Source organism: Streptomyces sp. NPDC046197, from assembly GCF_040646295.1.
In the GTDB taxonomy this organism is placed as follows: domain Bacteria; phylum Actinomycetota; class Actinomycetes; order Streptomycetales; family Streptomycetaceae; genus Streptomyces.
Genome location: NZ_JBEYZY010000009.1, coordinates 34,560 through 51,937 on the forward strand (window position 1 = coordinate 34,560; position 17,378 = coordinate 51,937).

Below are 17,378 nucleotides of genomic sequence, written 5' to 3' on the forward strand. Positions count from 1 at the left end.
AATCGCGGAGTTTGTCCCGCGCCGGCCGCAGTCCGTACGGAGCCCTCCGCCACGTCCAGCCCCCACGACCCGTACGTCCGTGTCCGCGGTGCCCGCGAGCACAATCTCAAGGGCGTGGACGGGGACGTCCCGCGGGACGCGCCGGCCGTGTTCACCGGTGTGTCGGGCTCCGGAAAGTCGTCCCTGGCGTTCGGCACGGTCTACGCCGAGGCGCAGCGGCGTTACTTCGAGTCGGTCGCGCCGTACGCCCGCAGGCTGATCCACCAGGTCGGTGCGCCGAAGGTCGGCGAGATCACCGGGCTGCCCCCGGCCGTGTCGCTCCAGCAGCGGCGTTCGGCACCGACCTCGCGCTCCTCGGTGGGCACGGCGACGAACCTGTCCAACTGGCTGCGGATGCTGTTCTCCCGCGCCGGTGACCATCCGCCCGGCGCCGAGCGCCTCGACTCGGACGCCTTCTCGCCCAACACCGCCACCGGGGCGTGCCCGGAGTGCCACGGGCTGGGCCGGGTGCACCGTACGACCGGGGAACTGCTGGTCCCGGACCCGTCACTGTCGATCCGCGCCGGCGCGATCGCCGCGTGGCCGGGTGCCTGGCAGGGCAAGAACCTGCGGGACATCCTCGACGCGCTCGGGAATACGTGGACCGGCCGTGGCGCGAACTGCCGGCCGGCTATCTCAGCCTCGACCGCGCCACGCCCACCCTCTCCGCGGGCGAACTCCAGCGGCTGCGACTGGCCACCCAGCTGCGCTCCGGCCTCTTCGGGGTGGTCTACGTCCTCGACGAGCCGTCCGCCGGCCTGCACCCGGCGGACACCGAGGCCCTGCTCACGGTGCTGCAGCGGCTGAAGGCGGCGGGCGCGTGGAGCACGAGATGTCCGTCGTCGCGGGCGCGGACTGGGTCGTCCACCTGGGCCCGGGAGGTGGCGACGCGGGCGGGCGCATCGTGGCGACGGGGCCGCCGAGGCGGGTGGCGCAGGCGGCGGGCAGCCGCACCGCACCCTATCTCGCGCGGGAGTTCGAACGCGGCGGGCCAGGATCCCGTGGCCGGGGCGAGCGTCAGGGGTGAGCGGCACCCGGGTGCCCGCAACGGCGTCGTGCCGCCGCGGCGAGCGATCGCCGGTCGGGGTGTGCGTCCGCGGGAATCGCGGGCAGTACCTCGACCTCACCCACCAGTCCGCGTGCCGAGACCACGCGCCACAGGGACGCCAGCAGGGTGTCCTCGCCCACGAACGCCGCGGCCGTGGTGGCCGCGCCGCCGTCCAGCCGGTAGCGGATGCGGACCGGCTGGACGGCGGCGCCCGCGTCCAGGGCCGCCTGGAAGACCGCCCGGTGGAAGTCGCCCTGGGCACGGCCGCACCAGGTGCTGCCCTCGGGGAAGGCCGCGACCGCGGCACCGCCGCGCAGCGCCTCGGCGATGCGGGCGACCGCGTCCGGCAGGGCGCGCAGCCGGTCCCGTTCGATGAACAGGACGCCGCCGCGGGCCGCCAGGGCGCCCGCGACCGGCCACTGGCGGATCTCGGTCTTGGCCAGCATCCGGGCCGGCCGCACCGCGGCCAGCAGCGGGATGTCCAGCCAGGAGATGTGGTTGGCCACCAGCAGCAGGCCGCCGTCGGGTGCGGCGGTGCCGGTGATGCGGGCGCGGACTCCGGCGGCCCGCACCACCGCCCGGCACCACCGCCTGACCAGGTCGGCGGGGATCCTCCCGCCGAACGGTGACAGCACGGTCCCGGCGAACACCAGGACCACCACCGCCATCAGCCGCAGCACGGCGCGCGGTACGGCCGCCGCGGCCCCCGTCGGCTCCACGCACGTCCCCGGGGTGCAGGGCGCGCTGGGCAGCCAGACGCTCATCAGGCCGGTACGAGGGAGAGGAAGTGCCGCAGGTAGCGCGGGTTGACCCGGCGCATCGACAGCAGCACGTACAGGTCGGCCACCCCGAAGTCCGGGTCGTGCGCGGGCTCGCCGCACACCCAGGCGCCCAGGCGCAGGTAGCCACGCAGCAGCGCCGGGAGTTCGGTGCGGGCGGCGGGCTCCGACGTGTCCGGGCGCCAGGGCAGCAGCGGACGTACCCGGAACTCCTCCGGGGACAGGTGCTTGGCCCGGACCCGGTCCCAGGTGGCGGACGCGAGCGCGCCGCCGTCGGCCAGCGGGACGGAGCAGCAGCCCGCCAGCCACTCGTGGCCGCGGTCCACCATGTAGCGCGCGATCCCGGCCCAGATCAGCCCGATCACCGCGCCGTCCCGGTGGTCGGGGTGCACGCAGGAGCGGCCCACCTCCACCAGGCCCGGCCGGATCCCGTCCAGCGAGGCGAGCTCGAACTCGCTCTCCGAGTACAGGCGCCCGGCGACGGCGGCACGCTCCGGCGGCAGCAGCCGGTAGGTGCCGACGACCTGCCCCGTGACCGTGTCCCGCACGAGCAGGTGGTCGCAGTAGGCGTCGAAGGCGTCCATGTCGTAACCCGGCTGCGGGGTGGACAGCAGGGCGCCCATCTCCCCGGCGAAGACGTCGTGCCGCAGCCGCTGCGCGGCCCGGACGTCCGCCTCGTCGCGGGCCAGGGTGACGGTGTAACGGGTGGGCGCCGCGGGCTGCGGGGGACGGTCGAGCGTGGTGACGCCGGTCATGGCTCTCTCCTGGTCACGGGCCGGATTCGGCGAGGCGACGTGGCGGACCGGTGGAGTGCGGTCCGTCCGCACCTGTTCTTCCGATGCCGGCTGACCTTCGCGTGACCGGCGCGGAGAGGCCGGGTGTGAGGTTGCTGAATGCCAGGGGTGCCTGGCGGGACCGGGGATGAGCACCACACCCGGTCCCACCCGTCCGCACCCTGTCGGCGAACGCTCGCTGAGCTGCGGTGTCCAGTGCCCCGGCAGGTATCGTTCGCCCGTCAAGGAGCGGCGTCATGGGGGTCCCCCTGCTCGAAGAGCTTGGGGGAGTGCCGGGCGTCGTGACGGGGCGAACGTTGCCTGCTGGGGCGCTAGCGCCTGGACACCTTGCGGGTCGCTCGCAGCCACTCCTTGTTCATGCTCGTGATGGAGGTCAGCGGGATGCCCTTCGGGCAGGCGGTCGCGCACTCGCCGGTCAGCGTGCAGCCGCCGAAGCCCTCCTCGTCCATCCGGGCCACCATGTCCAGCACGCGGGTCTCGCGCTCGGGCGCGCCCTGCGGCAGGACGTTGAGGTGGTTGATCTTGGCGGAGGTGAAGAGCATTGCCGCCCCGTTCGGGCAGGCCGCCACGCAGGCGCCGCAGCCGATGCACTCGGCGTGCTCGAAGGCCTGGTCCGCGTCCGGCTTCGGCACGGGCGTGGCGTGCGCCTCGGGCGCGGCGCCGGTGGGGGCGGTGATGTAGCCGCCGGCCTGGATGATCCGGTCGAACGCCGAGCGGTCCACGACCAGGTCCTTCACGACCGGGAAGGCGGCCGCACGCCATGGCTCGACGTCGACGGTGTCGCCGTCCCGGAAGGACCGCATGTGCAGCTGGCAGGTGGTGGTGCGCTCGGGGCCGTGCGCGTCGCCGTTGATGACCAGGCTGCACGCGCCGCAGATGCCCTCCCGGCAGTCGTGGTCGAAGGCGACCGGGTCCGCGCCGGAGAGGATGAGCTGTTCGTTGAGGACGTCCAGCATCTCCAGGAAGGACATGTCGGGCGAGATGCCGTCCACCTCGTAGGTGGACATGGCACCGTCGGCGTCGGCGTTCTTCTGCCGCCAGACGCGCAGGGTGAGCTTCATGCGTAGCTCCGCTGGGTGGGGTGGACGTACTCGAAGACCAGGTCTTCCTTGTGCAGGACGGGTGCCTCGCCGGTGCCGGTGAACTCCCAGGCAGCCGCGTAGGCGAACTCGTCGTCCTTGCGGGCGGCCTCGCCGTCGGCGGTCTGGGACTCCTCGCGGAAGTGGCCGCCGCAGGACTCGGCGCGGTGCAGCGCGTCGAGGCACATGAGCTCGGCGAGCTCCAGGTAGTCGACGACGCGGTTGGCCTTCTCCAGGGACTGGTTGAGCTCTTCTCCGGTGCCGGGCACCTTGATGCGCCGCCAGAACTCCTCGCGGATCTGCGGAATCCGCTCCAGCGCCTTGCGCAGTCCGGCGTCGGTGCGCGCCATGCCGCAGAACTCCCACATCAGCTCGCCCAGTTCGCGGTGGAAGGAGTCCGGGGTGCGGTCGCCGTCGACGGACAGCAGCAGCCTGAGCCGGTCCTCGGTCTCGGCCAGGACCTCCTGTACGACCGGGTGTTCGCCGGTGACCGGGTCCTGGTGCGGGTTGCGGGCGAGATAGTCGTTGATCGTCGCCGGGAGGACGAAGTAGCCGTCGGCCAGGCCCTGCATGAGCGCGGAGGCGCCGAGCCGGTTGGCGCCGTGGTCGGAGAAGTTGGCCTCGCCGATCGCGAACAGGCCGGGAATCGTGGTCTGCAGGTCGTAGTCGACCCACAGGCCGCCCATCGTGTAGTGCACGGCGGGGTAGATCCGCATCGGCACCTCGTACGGGTTCTCCGCGGTGATCCGCTCGTACATCTCGAAGAGGTTGCCGTACTTCTCCTCGACCTTCTTGCGGCCCATGCGCCGGATCGCGTCGGCGAAGTCCAGGTAGACGCCCTGGCCGCCGGGGCCGACGCCCCTGCCCTCGTCGCAGACGTTCTTGGCGGCGCGGGAGGCGATGTCGCGGGGGACGAGGTTGCCGAAGGACGGGTAGATGCGCTCCAGGTAGTAGTCGCGCTCGTCCTCGGGGATCTCGTTCGGCGGCCGGTCGTCGCCCTTCGCCCTCGGCACCCAGATGCGGCCGTCGTTGCGCAGCGACTCGCTCATCAGGGTGAGCTTGGACTGGTGGTCGCCGGTGCGCGGGATGCAGGTCGGGTGGATCTGGGTGAAGCAGGGGTTGGCGAAGTGGGCGCCGCGCCGGTGCGCCCGCCAGACGGCGGTCGCGTTGGAGTTCATGGCGTTCGTCGACAGGTAGAAGACGTTGCCGTAGCCACCGGAGGCCAGGACGACGGCGTCGGCGAAGTACGTGGAGACCTTCCCGGTGATGAGATCACGCGCCACGATGCCGCGGGCCCGCCCGTCGACGACGATGAGGTCGAGCATCTCCGTGCGCGGGTGCATCTCGACGTTCCCGGCGGCGATCTGCCTCGACAGCGCCTGGTAGGCGCCGAGCAGGAGCTGCTGGCCCGTCTGGCCGCGGGCGTAGAAGGTACGCGAGACCTGGACGCCGCCGAAGGAGCGGGTGTCGAGCAGGCCGCCGTACTCGCGGGCGAAGGGCACTCCCTGGGCCACGCACTGATCGATGATCTCGACGGAGATCTGGGCCAGGCGGTGGACGTTGGACTCACGGGCCCGGAAGTCGCCGCCCTTGACGGTGTCGTAGAAGAGACGGTGCACCGAGTCGCCGTCGTTGCGGTAGTTCTTCGCCGCGTTGATGCCTCCCTGCGCGGCGATCGAGTGGGCGCGCCGCGGGGAGTCCTGGTAGCAGAACTGGACGACGTGGTAGCCCTGCTCGGCCAGGGTGGCACCGGCCGAGCCGCCGGCGAGTCCGGTGCCGACGACGATGATCGTGTGCTTGCGGCGGTTGGCGGGGTTGACCAGCTTGGCCTCGAAGCGCCGCTTGTCCCAGCGCTCGTGGATCGGGCCGGACGGGGCCGTGGAGTCGGTGACCGGCTCGCCCGTCACGTAGTTCACGTATTCGGTCATGTCAGCTCACCACTCCGGTCATGACGCCCACGGGTACGGCGATGAAACCGGCCGTGAGCAGCAGCGCGAGGACGTTGGCGACGGTCTTCAGGGCGCGGTCGCGGGTGCGGCTGCCGACGCCCAGGGTCTGGGCGGCGCTCCAGAAGCCGTGCCGGATGTGCAGGCCGAGGGCCAGCATCGCGACGATGTAGATGACGTTGCCGTACCAGGTGGAGAAGGTGTCCACGACGTTCTGGTACGGGTGGCCCTCCTGGAAGCCGCCGGAGTGCACGGTGCCGGTGGTCAGGTCCAGGAGGTGCCACACGATGAACAGACCGAGGATGATCCCGCCCCAGCGCATGGTGCGCGTGGCGTAGCTCGCCCGGGCCCTTGAGTGCACGTACTTGGTGGGGCGCGCCCGGATGTCGCGGCGGCTGAGCTGGGCGGCGGACACGGCGTGGGCGACGACCGCCGCCACGAGGACGATCCGGACGAGCCAGAGCGTCCACTCGTAGTGCATGAAGGGCTCGCCCACGGTGCGCAGCCAGTGGGCGTAGTGGTTGAACTCGCCCGCCCCGAAGTAGATCTTCAGGTTGCCGATCATGTGGGCGACCAGGTACAGCAGCATGATCAGACCGCTGACGGCCATCACCGTCTTCTTGCCGACGGTGGAGTCCCACACGGTGCGTGCCATGGACGGCCGTCGGTCCGTCCGCGTTGCCAGAGCCATGGGACAGCACGCTAGGGCCGAAGGTCCTCATCGGTCCAAGACATGGTGCGGCTCGTTTCAATAGCTGAGGGCTATGATGGCAGGGTGCAGTTCCAGCAGCTCCAGTACTTCGTGGCGGTGGCCGAGACCCGGCACTTCACCCGGGCCGCGGAACTGGTCCATGTCGCGCAGCCGTCACTGTCCCAGCAGATCAAGGCGCTGGAGCGGGAGCTCGGGGCGGATCTGTTCCTGCGGGCCCGCGGCAACATCACGCTCACCGACGCGGGCGAGGCGCTGCTGCCGCTGGCCCGGCGCATCCTGGCCGACGCGGACACGGCCCGGCACGAGGTGCAGGAACTGGCGCAGTTGCGCCGGGGCCGGGTGCGGCTCGGCGCGACCCCGAGCCTGTGCACGGGCCTGCTGCCGGACGTCCTGCGCGCCTTCCACGACCGCTACCCCGGCATCCGGCTGCTGATCGAGGAGGGCGGCTCGCACGACCTGGTGCGGGAGCTGGCGCGCGGCTCCCTCGACCTGGCCCTGGTCGTGCTGCCACTGCCCACCCCCTCCCCCGCGCTGACCACGGTGGAGCTGCTGCGCGAGGACCTGGTGGTGGTGTCCTCGCCGGAGGCGCCCGCGCCCGGCCGGGGACGGCGTACCGTCCGGGTCGCGGACCTGGAGGGCGAGCGCCTGGTGATGTTCCGGCACGGCTACGACCTGAGGGAACTGACCGTCGCCGCGTGCCGCGCCGAGGGCTTCGAGCCGGACCTCGCGGTGGAGGGCGGCGAGATGGACGCGGTCCTCGGCTTCGTCCGGGCCGGGCTGGGCGTGGCCGTCGTCCCGCGCATGGTCGCGACGCGGTCGGGGCGGGGGCTGCGGGTGACTCCGCTCGCCCGGCCGGGGCTGCACCGGATCATCGCGCTGGCTCACCGCAGTGATGTGGCTCCACCTCGGGCCGCGCGTGAGTTGCAGCGGATGTTGCTTGAGCGGTGAGACGGGGTCCCGCCCGGATGCGTCTGCCTCGGAAGCGCCGTTGGGGAGCGCGGGTTGGCGGTGATTGCTCGCGCCCACGCGGTGCAGCCGCAGTCCGACACGGCCCCGCGCCCCTTCCGGGGCGCTGCTCTCACCCCGTCGCGTCCACCAGGGCCAGTTCGTGCAGCCGTTCCGGTGGGCCCGGGCGGGCGTAGTACCAGCCCTGGGCCGTGTCGCAGCCCAGGATGCGCAGTTGCTCGGCCTGGGCGCTGGTCTCCACGCCCTCGACGGTGACCGCGAGGTCCAGGCTGTGGGCAAGCGAAACGATCCCCTCGACGATCTTGAGGTCGACGGGGTCGGCCGGGAACTGCTGCATGCCCTGGGTGAAGGAGCGGTCCAGCTTGAGCACGCTCACCGGCAGGCGGCGCAGGTTGGCCAGGTTGGAATACCCGGTGCCGAAGTCGTCCAGGGCGATGTCGACACCCATCTCGGCCAGTCGGCGCAGCGGTTTGAGCAGATCGTCGTCGGCTCCGATGAGGGCCGACTCGGTGACCTCCAGGCACAGGGCGTCGGGTTCCACGCCCGCCCGCTCCAGGATGTCGACGGTGTCCTGCACCAGTGAGGGGTGGCCGAGCTGGCACGGCGAGAGGTTGACGTTGATGCGCAGCCGCTCCGTGCCGCCGTCGCCGTGGAGCCGGCGCCACTCACGCGCCTGGCGCACCGACTGTTCCATCACCCAGCGGCCCAGCGGGACGATCAGGCCGGTGTGCTCGGCCAGCGGGATGAACCGGTCGGGACCGAGCACTCCGTGCTGGGGGTGCAGCCAGCGCACCAGCGCCTCGGCGCCCCGCACGCTGCCGTCGCCCAGGTGCACCAGCGGCTGGTACTCGATGAAGAACTCGCCCCGGTCCAGGGCGGTCGGCAGCGCCGTGGTCAGACCGTGCCGGGTGATGGCACGGGCGTCGGCCTCCGGGTCGGCCAGCTCGAAGCGGTTGCCGCCGGCCGACTTGGCCCGGTACATGGTGATGTCGGCGCTGCGCAGCACCTCTGCCGCGCTGCGCTCCCCCACCGGTCCCTCGACGACGCCGATGCTGCCGCGCACGGTCAGTTCGCGTCCGTCGACGCCGATCGGGGCCACCAGCGCGTTCATGATGCGGGCGGCGAGCTCGTCGACCTCGCGCTGGGTGTCCGGACCGGTGGTCAGCGCGACGAACTCGTCGCCGCCGATCCGTGCGACCATCTCGCCGGGCGCGGTCGCGCACGACTGCAGCCGGTCGGCGACCTCGACGAGCAACCGGTCGCCGGCCGCGTGGCCGAGACTGTCGTTGATGGTCTTGAAGCCGTCCAGGTCGAGGTAGCACAGCCCGAACCGCTGGCCCTCGCCGGCGTTCAGCGCCTTCTCCAGGCGTTCGAAGAACAGGGTGCGGTTGGGCAGACCGGTGAGCGCGTCGTGCGTGGCCTCGTAGCGCAGCCGCAGGTTGAGCAGCCGCCGCTCGGTGGTGTCCTCCATGAGGGCGAGCTGGTACTGGGGCATGCCGTCGGCGTCGCGCAGCAGGGAGACGGTGAGGTTGGTCCACAGGACCGTTCCGTCGGGCCGGTAGAAGGCCTTTTCCACGTGGTAGTGCTCGCGCTCGCCGCGCACCAGTTCGTCGTAGAGCCGCCAGACCTGGGGGGCGTCCTCGGCGTGCGTCCACTCCCTGACGTTGCGTCCGCGGACGTTCTGCTCGGAACCGCCGAACATGCGCAGCAGCGCGCCGTTGACCTGGAGCACGTTTCCGTCCAGGTCGGCGATGCCGATTCCTATCGCCGCCCCTTCGAACACCGCCCGGAAGCGGGCCTCGCTCGCGTGCAGCGCCTGCGCGACCACGCCCTGCGCGCGGAGCGCGGCCTGCGCGATCGCCTCCTGCTCGGCCAGCGTCCGCTCGCGCAGCGCCCGCGCGAACCCGGCGGCCATGGCGTGCTGCAGCCGCGCGGAACGGGCGCGCAGGTCCTCCTGGGGGCCGTCCTCGCCGCAGTAGAGGACGAGGTAGGCGTCCACGCAGTCCAGGGAGCGGCTGAGCGCCTCGGGGGAGGTGCAGTGCGCGCCGACGAGGGCACCGCCGACCGCCTCGCCCTCACCCGCGTCGAAGCCCCTGGCCAGCAGCGCCCGGCTCAACCGGCGGGCGAGCGGAAGCAGTTGCTCCTCGAGCTCCGGCCGGGTGAGCGAGGTCGAGGTCACCGGGAAGACCGCCCGGCTCCAGATCGTCGCAAACCGGCGCAGTCTGTCCTCCGGCTCGTCCGGCCCCGCGATCACGCCGTACGCCCCACGCCCGCGAAGCCGGAGAAGGCATAAGGATCCTCGTCCTCCGGTGCCGTCTCCGGCCGCCAGTGCGGCATCGGCACCAGTCCGGGCTCCACCATGTCGTACCCCTCGAAGAACCGCGCGATCTCCTCGCGCGAGCGCATGATCAGCGGGTTGCGGATGTCCTTGTACACGTCGACCGCGCCCTCGCTCCGCTCCGGCGGCAGCGGGACTCCCTCGTACGAGGCATGCGTGAGCAGGAGCAGGCTGCCGGGCGCGAGCGCGTCGCGCAACTCGGCCACCGCACCGTACGGGTCGTCCGCGTCCTCCACGAAGTGCAGTATGGCAACGAGAAGCAGCCCAACTGGCCGATTCGGGTCGATCAGCCGCTGCACTTGGGGACTGTTGAGGATTTCCTGGGGCTTGAGCAGATCCGCCGCGACGACGTCCGTGCCGTCGTCGCCGGCCAGGACCGCCTGGCTGTGCGCGACGGCCACCGGGTCGTGGTCGACGTACACCACGCGCGCGCCGGGGCACGCGGCCCGGGCGACCTCGTGGACGTTGCCGAAGGTGGGGATGCCGGAGCCGATGTCCAGGAACTGGGTGACGCCTTCGGCCACGGCGTGACGCACGGCCCGGCGCATGAACGCCCGGTTCGCCTGCATGATCTTGGGCAGTCCCGGCATGAACTCCATCGCCCTGCGGGCCGCGACCCGGTCCACCTCGAAGTTGTGCGATCCGCCCAGGTAGTAGTCGTAGATACGAGCGACGCTCGGCACCGAGATGTCAATACTCCGTGGGGCCCAAGCAGGACGCTCCATCTGTCTCTCCAAGGCGTAGGCGATCCGGTGTTCGAGCTGAGGCTACTGATCGCCCGCCAAAGGGGCGAGCGGAACCGGAAATTGACCATCCGTTCTAGGTCACCACCTGCGGCACTTGCCCGTTCGGGCCCGCGTCACGACGGTTTGCGGGGATCTGGCGCAACCACCGGACGGGCGCCCGCACCGCACGGCGAACCGCCCCCTCCGTGCGGTGCGGAGGGGGCGGTCCGGTCCGGTGCGTGCCGTTTCGTCCGGCACTCTCGGTCGTCTGTCGCGGGTGATGCCTACTTCGCCGGCGCGCCGACCGGCTTTCCTTCGGGGGACACGGCGTACCAGGTGCCACCGACGCCCTGACCGTTGATGTCGCCGGGGACCTTGTCGCCGGAGAAGGTGTAGATCGGCCAGCAGTCGACGGTCATCTGCTTGGGGCCGTCCGGCCGGGTGAAGCCCATCAGGCCCTTCTTCTGGACACCCTTGGTGTCCTCGGGGGCGACGGGCGCCACGGCGGGCCACTTGTCCAGGCAGCTGCCGGTGCACGCCGACACCGGCTTCGGCCACGCCTGGTCCTTCAGGAAGCGGTAGACCGTCATGCCGTTCTTGTCGACGACGATGTCGCCCAGTTCCGTCTTCTTCACCGACAGACCGGGCAGGCTCGCCAGCGAGGCCTTCTTGCCGTCGGGGGCGAGGGCGAACCACTTGCTGCCCACCCCCTGACCGTTGATCTCGCCGGCCTTGGTGTCCTTGGCGTACCGGTACGCCGGCCAGCCACCGATGGTCAGCTGCTTGGTGCCGTCGGAGCGGGTGACCTCGCCCAGCAGGGCCTTGTTGATGCCGGCGCCCGCCGTGGCATCGTTCGCCGGGACCGGAGGCCAGGCCTTCGCGCAGTCGCCGTCGCAGTTGGACTTGGGGGGTTCGGCCGTGTCCTGGTCGAAGCGGTACAACGTCATTCCGGCGCTGTCCGTCAACACCTTGCCCAGCCGGGCGTTGCCGGAGACGGCGAGTTGACCCGCGGGCTTCGCCGCGGCGGCGGCGCCCTGCTGGCCGTCGGCACCGTAGCCGTTGCCCGCCCCGGCACCCGTTGCGGTACCCGCACCCGCACCGCCGCTGCCGAATCCACCGGCCGGAGCCGTCGCACCCACGTTCTGGCTGCCCGCCGACGGGGCTGCGTTTTCCTGACCGCACGCCGTCGTCAGCGCCAGCACGGCCGCGGCCGTGGCCACGAGCGAGGCGCTCCGCCAGGAGGTCTTCATCGTCAACTCCCGATAATCACAAGGGTGTTGCAGCGCCCTACTGCGCCGCCGCACGACATTGGATACGCAGCGGAGGGACGGTTGTGTTCAGCCGCAGCACAAATTTCTTGCCGAACGCTGTGAACCTTTCGAGCCAACTCCGCACACACCTGCGTATTACGCCCCCCACCGCGGCCGGCCGATCAAACCCGCCCAGCGGCCTTCATCCCTCCTTCGGGGCAATCCACCGGCACCACGGCGTGCCCGCACCGGCCAAGGCTCATGCTCTCCGACGTGCAACGACCCGAACCGACACGATTCGCCCTGGCGCTAAGGGCGTTGATCCCGGTGACCCTGGCGTGGATGTGCGTGGGCGTGCCCGCCGCACCGGCCGCGGCCGACGCCTGCGCGTACGCCGTCACGGGAGCCGGCGGCACGGTGGCCGTGGCGGCGGCCGGCGGGCACTCCTGGCCCACCCTGCCCCCGCCCTGCCCGAAGCCCACGCCGACCCCCACGCCTCCTCCCCCGCCGCCTCCCCCACCTCCCCCTCCACCGCCTCCGCCGCCTCCGCCGCCTCCGAAGCCCAGTCCGAAACCGCCGCCACCACCCAAGCCGGCGCCCACGCCCAGACCCACACCGAAGCCGGAACCTCCGCCGCCGCCGCGACCGGCCCGCGCGGCGCCACGGCCGGCGGCCCCGCCCCCGCCGGCTCCCGCACCGCCCCCGAAACCCGCCCCGAGACCTCGTCCTGCGGCGTCGCCGGTGAGCTACCCGAGCTACCACCCCCAACCGCACCGGCCCGCACCGCAGCACGGTCCGTCGCCGGTCACCTACGTCCTGCTCATCGCGGTGCCCGCACTGGCCGCCGTCGCCGCGCTCCGCCCGCGCTGATTACTGGAGGCACCTGTTGTCGGAATGGCTTGTTCTCGCCCTCGCGATGCTGGCCGCCTGCGTCGTGGTCGTCATCGTCACCTTCCTGCGGCACCGCCGGGCGGCCGAGGACGAGGATCCCAGTGAGACCCCGGACGTCATCGAGTACATGACGATGTGGATCGGCGTGGTGTACGCCATCGTGCTGGGCCTGGCCATCGCCGGTGTCTGGGAGGCACGTGTCGCCGCCCAGGACCACGTCCAGGCGGAGGCCCAGGCACTGCACGAGATCTCCGAGCGCGTCCGGGTCTATCCGGCGGACGTCCGCGACCGGATCCGCACCGATGTCGACGCCTATGTCGGACACGTCGTCGGCACCGAGTGGAAGACCATGGCCGACCACGGCCGCGTCACCAAGCAGGGCGACCAGCTGCTCGACCGCGTCCGGGCGGACGTCACGGACTACCGGCCGAAGTCGGACTTCGAGGCACAGGCCTACCAACCGCTCGTGGACCAGGTGACCGCCGCCGACCAGGCCCGCGCCGCACGCTCCGACTCCACCGGGGAGACCATGCCCGGCGTTGTGTGGTTCGGGCTGATCACCGGGGCCGTGATCACCGTGGGCATGATCTTCGCCCTGCAGATCAGGCGTACGGCACGGGAGCTGATCCTCGCCGGGTTGTTCTCCGCGCTGATCGCCTTCCTGCTCTTCCTGATCTGGGACTTCGACGCGCCGTACAGCCGGGGGATCGCGGCGTCGGCGCAGCCGTACCTGAACATGTTCCCGCACATCCCGCACTGACTGTGTCTCAGCCGGCGCCGAGGCACCCTCAGCGCCTGACGCGGCCTCATCCGACGGACCGTCGGGTGAGGCCCGTCGAGCGTTCCGTCCCCCGGCCGCAGGAACGCCGTCCCCTGTGCGGCGCACACGGTTGCCCCGTTCGCCCGGGAGCGATCGCGCCCGGGCGCACATGTTCCTAGCGTTTCGATCATCGAGGTGCATTTCTGGCACAAGCGGAAAAGGTCCGCAGCTGCTCCTCGGGGACCGGAGGATTCATCATGCGCGTAATACGCGTCGTTTCGGCCGCACTGCTGGGCGTGACCGCACTCACCTTCTCCGCACCGGCCGCCGTAGCCAGCGGCGGTGACAGTCACTCCTACGGTGGCGGCAGCAACAGCCGCTCCTACGGGGGTGGCGGAGACAGTCACTCCGGGGGCGGAGGCGGCAAGAGCTACTCCGACTCCGACGACGGTGGTGACGAGGACCGCTCCGGCGGACGTGGCGGTGAGGACCGCTCCGGCGGACGTGGCGGTGAGGACCGCTCCGGCGGACGCGGTGAAGAGGACCGCTCCGGCGGACGTGGTGGAGAGGACCGCTCCGGCGGTGACGACGGCGGCAAGCCGGAGCACTTCCAGCACGGCGTCCGCGCGGGTGAGGGCGGCACCATCGCCGGTTTCGACCTCAAGGAGATCGGCATGGGCACCGCACTCATCGCGGGCTCGGTGGGCGCGGCGTACTACCTCTCGCGCCGCCGCACCGGCGAGGAAGCCGCCTGATCACGCCTCTTCCACCTCACACGCCTTCGCCCCGGACCCTGCGAGGTCCGGGGCGGAGGCCTGTGTGGGCGGGCGCGGACCGTGCCGGCTCCCAGGGCGAAGGCCTGTTTGCGCGCGGCGGCCGACGGCTCACAGCCGATCGGTGACCGGGAAGATCGCGGGATCCGGGGCCGGGAGGACCCGGTCCCCCAGTCGGGAAGACCCGGCCGGGAAGACAGAAGGATCCGGCCTCCGCGGCTGCGGAGGCCGGATCCGGTGAGGACGGGAAGGCGGTCCGGTGAGCCGGGGGATCACCGGCCGGACTGCCGGGCAGGGTGCTCGGCGCCGCCCCGTCAGATCTGCTTCTCGGAGCGGCGACGCCTCCAGAACACGCCACTCGCCACCACGGCAGCGGCCACCATCCCGCCACCGATCGCCATGTCGGTCGGGGTCGCCCCGGTCGAGGTGCCGCCGCCGACCCCGCCGTGGACGCCGCCGAGGACGGTGAGGGCCGCCGGACGCGTCAGGGTCCGGCCGTCGCAGCGGACGGTGACGTCGAAGGTGCCCGGGTTGGCGTCCGCACGGACGGTTCCGATGCCCGTGGCACGGTCGCCGCTGCCGGTCGGCCTCAGTGGCGTGTCCGGGAACACGCGCGAGGACATGGTGCCGCCGTTGCGGCAGCCGTCGGCCGTGAGCGTCAGCTGAGCGCCGCGGGCGATCACGCTGGGCTGGGCGACGATGTTGCGGATGCCGACGCCACCGCTGCCCTGGCCGACGGCACCGTTGCCCTGGCCGCCGACGCCGGTGCCCTGCCCGTCGCCGAGGCCGTTGCCCTGGCCACCGCCGGGCACGTCGCCGACGCCGTTGCCCTGCCCGTCGCCGCCGGCCTGACCGTTGTTGGCGTTGCCGTTGCCCTGCCCGTTGCCGTTGCCCTGCACGCTGCCGTTGGCCCGACCGCTGTTGCCGTTGCCCTGCCCGTTGCCGTTGCCGTTGCCGTTGCCGTTGCCCTGACCATTGCCCTGGCCGGCACCGTATCCGTTCCCCTGGCCACCGCCCGGAGCATTGCCGAAGCTGTTGCCCTGGCCGTTGCCGGAGCCGTTGCCCTGACCACCTCCTGAACCGTTGCCGAAGCCGTTCCCGAGACCATTGCCGGGAACGACGACGGCTCCGTTCCCCGGCACGGCGCCGGTACCGCTGCCCGGAACGACGGCGACACCGTTGCCCGGAACCACCGGGGCACCGCCGTCCCCTGCCAAGCCCGGTAGCTCATTCCCCCTCGCCACGGCCGCCGGGGCGGCGAGCCCCAGGGCGGCGACCGCAGCGGCCACAGTGGCCAGCGGGGCACGAGTAGTACGCATGAGATCCTCCGCGGAAGGCACCCCGGGGACCCGTACCCGGTGGTTCGGCGAGAAAGCACCTCCCGGAAAAACCCTCAGATGTCCGGCACGCGGCCGCATTTCGGCAGTGGTCCGTACCGGTGAGCCAAGTCGCGGAAGTAATTCCGCCGATCGAACATCACCGCAGGTCACGGACCGTCAGAAATTCCCCGTCCGGGGCGACTCGGATGGCGCACCAAAGAGCGTGGCCACCCGTTCGTGTCTGCCCCGTCGCCGGTTTGACGCGCGGGACTTAGCGTTTCCGTATGCGCGAACGACGGCGGCGACGGCCGCGTCGAGAGGGGATGGCGAATGTCTGCGAGCGAGCTGTCCAGGATTGCCGGACAGGAGGAGCCGGAGCCGCAGAAGAAGCGCGCCCCGTGGGGCGTGATAGCGCTTGTTCTGCTCACCGGACTTGCGCTCATCCGCAATGGTTCGGGGGAGTTCGACGTGGGTCCTCCGCAGCCCGCGACGGCGGTCGCCCCGGACAGCACCCGCACGCCGAGCGCCTCCCCCGGGACCACGCAACCGCTGCCGTACTCGGTGCCCGACCGGATCAGGATTCCCACCATCCAGGTCGACGCGCCCGTCACGGCGGTCGGTCTGGACCAGGACGGCTGGATCGCCGCGCCGCCGCCGGAGAACCCGAATCTGGCCGGCTGGTTCACCGGTGCGGTCACGCCCGGGGAAAAGGGGACGGCCGTGGTCGTCGGCCATGTCGACAACAAGATGGGGCCGGCCGTCTTTTACGGGCTGGGTGCGCTGAAGAAGGGCAACCGCGTCGAAATCCACCGCCAGGACGGGAAGACGGCCGTTTTCGAGATCTACGGCATCGAGGTCTTCGAAAAGAGCAGCTTCCCCGGCGACCGTGTCTACGGTTCCAAGGGCACACCGGAACTGCGGGTCATCACCTGCGGCGGCGGTTACTCCAAGCAGACCGGGTACGACGGCAACGTCGTCGTGTTCGCCCGCCTGGTCGAGTCCCGCTGAGCGGTCCGTGGGCCGGACAGAACACAAGGCGTCCGGCCCTGCCCCCCGCGGGCGGGTCCGGACGCCCTGGGCCGGGTCAGGTGAAGTTCCTGCGCGGCACGGTGAAGTGGTAGCCGTCCTCCAGCAGGTGCGGCAGATAGCTGCGCAGCGCGCGGACGGTCTGCGAGCGGTCGCCGCCGGCGTCGTGGGAGAGCACCACGACCCCGGGGCCGGCTCCGTTCTCGACGCGGTCGATGATGGTGCTGGTGCCGGGGACGGTCCAGTCGAGGCTGTCGACCGTCCAGGCCAGCGGTTCCATGTCCAGCTCGGCGCCGAGCTGGAAGGCGGCCCGGTTCCAGGCGCCGTAGGGGGCACGGAACCACAGGGGGCGTTGGCCGTAGGCCTTCTCGATGACGGCGCTGGTGCGTTCCATCTCGGAGCGGATCTCGCCGCGGGTGAGCTGGGTGAGCAGCGGGTGGGTCCAGGTGTGGTTGCCGACGACGTGGCCCTCGTCGGCCATCCGGGCCAGCAGGTCCCGGTTCCAGTCGGCCATCTCCCCGCACACGAAGAACGTCGCGCGGACGTCGTACTTCGCAAGGGTGTCCAGGATGTGCGGGGTGTACTCGGGGTTGGGGCCGTCGTCGAACGTCAGCAGCATGGTGTTGCCGCCTCCGGACATGCGCAGGATGGGCTCGTGCCGCACCGGCAGCGCCGCAGGTTCGGGGTGGGCGGCGCCGTCGCCGGTCAGGGGCTGGAGACGGTAGGCCTCGGGCTTGAGGGCGCTGCGCGCCTGGGGGCCCGCGGCGGCGGACCGTGCCGGAGTGTCGGAGGAACCGGAGAGCAGCAGACCGGCCGTGCCGGCCGCGCCCGCCGTCCCCAGCGCGGCGACCCCGGCGAGCAGAGCCCGGCGCCGCGTGAGCAACTGATCCTTTTGCATGACTCATCAGTCGCCCGGCCGGGGACCGGCTCACG

At 71.7% G+C, this 17,378-nt stretch carries 15 protein-coding genes and 1 pseudogene; 6 read left to right on the top strand and 10 right to left on the bottom strand.

Annotation, left to right across the window (positions count from 1 at the left end; all coding sequences use genetic code 11):
• Positions 1-114: 114 nt before the first annotated feature.
• A pseudogene (locus tag AB0A61_RS14925) lies at positions 115-979 on the top strand (hypothetical protein); the annotation flags it as partial.
• Positions 980-1,056: 77 nt separating this feature from the next.
• Here the strand turns inward: AB0A61_RS14925 and AB0A61_RS14930 are convergent.
• From AB0A61_RS14930 to AB0A61_RS14950, 5 genes are all read right to left on the bottom strand, one after another.
• Positions 1,057-1,851: a lysophospholipid acyltransferase family protein gene (locus tag AB0A61_RS14930; protein WP_361291628.1), complete on the bottom strand. Its 795-nt coding sequence runs from the start codon at positions 1,849-1,851 to the stop codon at positions 1,057-1,059.
• Positions 1,851-2,621, bottom strand: coding sequence for a GNAT family N-acyltransferase (locus AB0A61_RS14935; RefSeq protein WP_361291629.1), 771 nt, complete (start codon positions 2,619-2,621; stop codon positions 1,851-1,853). The genes AB0A61_RS14930 and AB0A61_RS14935 overlap by 1 nt, the downstream gene beginning before the upstream one ends.
• A gap of 350 nt (positions 2,622-2,971) precedes the next feature.
• Positions 2,972-3,721 carry a succinate dehydrogenase/fumarate reductase iron-sulfur subunit gene (locus tag AB0A61_RS14940; RefSeq protein WP_361291631.1) on the bottom strand — a complete coding sequence of 250 codons (750 nt, stop codon included), beginning with the start codon at positions 3,719-3,721 and terminating at the stop codon, positions 2,972-2,974.
• Positions 3,718-5,667, bottom strand: a complete 1,950-nt coding sequence (locus tag AB0A61_RS14945; RefSeq protein ID WP_361291633.1) for a fumarate reductase/succinate dehydrogenase flavoprotein subunit — start codon at positions 5,665-5,667, stop codon at positions 3,718-3,720. The genes AB0A61_RS14940 and AB0A61_RS14945 overlap by 4 nt, the downstream gene beginning before the upstream one ends.
• Position 5,668: 1 nt before the next feature.
• Positions 5,669-6,340: a succinate dehydrogenase gene (locus AB0A61_RS14950; protein ID WP_361291635.1), complete on the bottom strand. Its 672-nt coding sequence runs from the start codon at positions 6,338-6,340 to the stop codon at positions 5,669-5,671.
• Positions 6,341-6,460: 120 nt separating this feature from the next.
• On the opposite strand from AB0A61_RS14950, the gene AB0A61_RS14955 reads away from it, so the two are divergent.
• The gene (locus AB0A61_RS14955; protein ID WP_361291637.1) at positions 6,461-7,345 is read left to right on the top strand and encodes a LysR substrate-binding domain-containing protein; all 885 of its coding nucleotides are present in this window, start codon (positions 6,461-6,463) and stop codon (positions 7,343-7,345) included.
• A gap of 130 nt (positions 7,346-7,475) precedes the next feature.
• Here the strand turns inward: AB0A61_RS14955 and AB0A61_RS14960 are convergent, their stop codons facing one another.
• The 3 genes from AB0A61_RS14960 to AB0A61_RS14970 all read right to left on the bottom strand — a co-directional run bounded on the left by AB0A61_RS14960 (position 7,476) and on the right by AB0A61_RS14970 (position 11,676).
• Positions 7,476-9,617 carry an EAL domain-containing protein gene (locus tag AB0A61_RS14960; protein ID WP_361291639.1) on the bottom strand — a complete coding sequence of 714 codons (2,142 nt, stop codon included), beginning with the start codon at positions 9,615-9,617 and terminating at the stop codon, positions 7,476-7,478.
• Positions 9,614-10,426: an SAM-dependent methyltransferase gene (locus AB0A61_RS14965; RefSeq protein WP_361291641.1), complete on the bottom strand. Its 813-nt coding sequence runs from the start codon at positions 10,424-10,426 to the stop codon at positions 9,614-9,616. Before AB0A61_RS14965 ends, AB0A61_RS14960 begins: the two co-directional genes overlap by 4 nt.
• Before the next feature lie 284 nt (positions 10,427-10,710).
• Positions 10,711-11,676, bottom strand: coding sequence for an SCO0930 family lipoprotein (locus AB0A61_RS14970; RefSeq protein ID WP_361291643.1), 966 nt, complete (start codon positions 11,674-11,676; stop codon positions 10,711-10,713).
• 741 nt (positions 11,677-12,417) lie between these two features.
• On the opposite strand from AB0A61_RS14970, the gene AB0A61_RS14975 reads away from it, so the two are divergent.
• From AB0A61_RS14975 to AB0A61_RS14985, 3 genes are all read left to right on the top strand, one after another.
• Entirely contained in the window at positions 12,418-12,546 is a 129-nt protein-coding gene (locus AB0A61_RS14975) for a hypothetical protein (protein WP_361291645.1), read from the top strand.
• A gap of 16 nt (positions 12,547-12,562) precedes the next feature.
• Complete coding sequence (locus tag AB0A61_RS14980) at positions 12,563-13,327, top strand: hypothetical protein (protein ID WP_361291647.1); 765 nt, start codon at positions 12,563-12,565, stop codon at positions 13,325-13,327.
• Positions 13,328-13,584: 257 nt separating this feature from the next.
• Positions 13,585-14,082 (top strand): hypothetical protein, encoded by a 498-nt coding sequence (locus tag AB0A61_RS14985; RefSeq protein WP_361291649.1) that lies wholly within the window; start codon positions 13,585-13,587, stop codon positions 14,080-14,082.
• A gap of 332 nt (positions 14,083-14,414) precedes the next feature.
• Here AB0A61_RS14985 and AB0A61_RS14990 read toward each other — a convergent pair whose 3' ends face one another.
• Positions 14,415-15,419 (bottom strand): hypothetical protein, encoded by a 1,005-nt coding sequence (locus AB0A61_RS14990; RefSeq protein ID WP_361291651.1) that lies wholly within the window; start codon positions 15,417-15,419, stop codon positions 14,415-14,417.
• 330 nt (positions 15,420-15,749) lie between these two features.
• Between AB0A61_RS14990 and AB0A61_RS14995 the strand changes: the two genes are divergently transcribed.
• Positions 15,750-16,427, top strand: a complete 678-nt coding sequence (locus AB0A61_RS14995; RefSeq protein ID WP_361291653.1) for a class F sortase — start codon at positions 15,750-15,752, stop codon at positions 16,425-16,427.
• Positions 16,428-16,503: 76 nt separating this feature from the next.
• On the opposite strand, the gene AB0A61_RS15000 is transcribed toward AB0A61_RS14995, so the two are convergent.
• The gene (locus AB0A61_RS15000) at positions 16,504-17,343 is read right to left on the bottom strand and encodes a polysaccharide deacetylase family protein (RefSeq protein WP_361291655.1); all 840 of its coding nucleotides are present in this window, start codon (positions 17,341-17,343) and stop codon (positions 16,504-16,506) included.
• Positions 17,344-17,378: the final 35 nt, after the last annotated feature.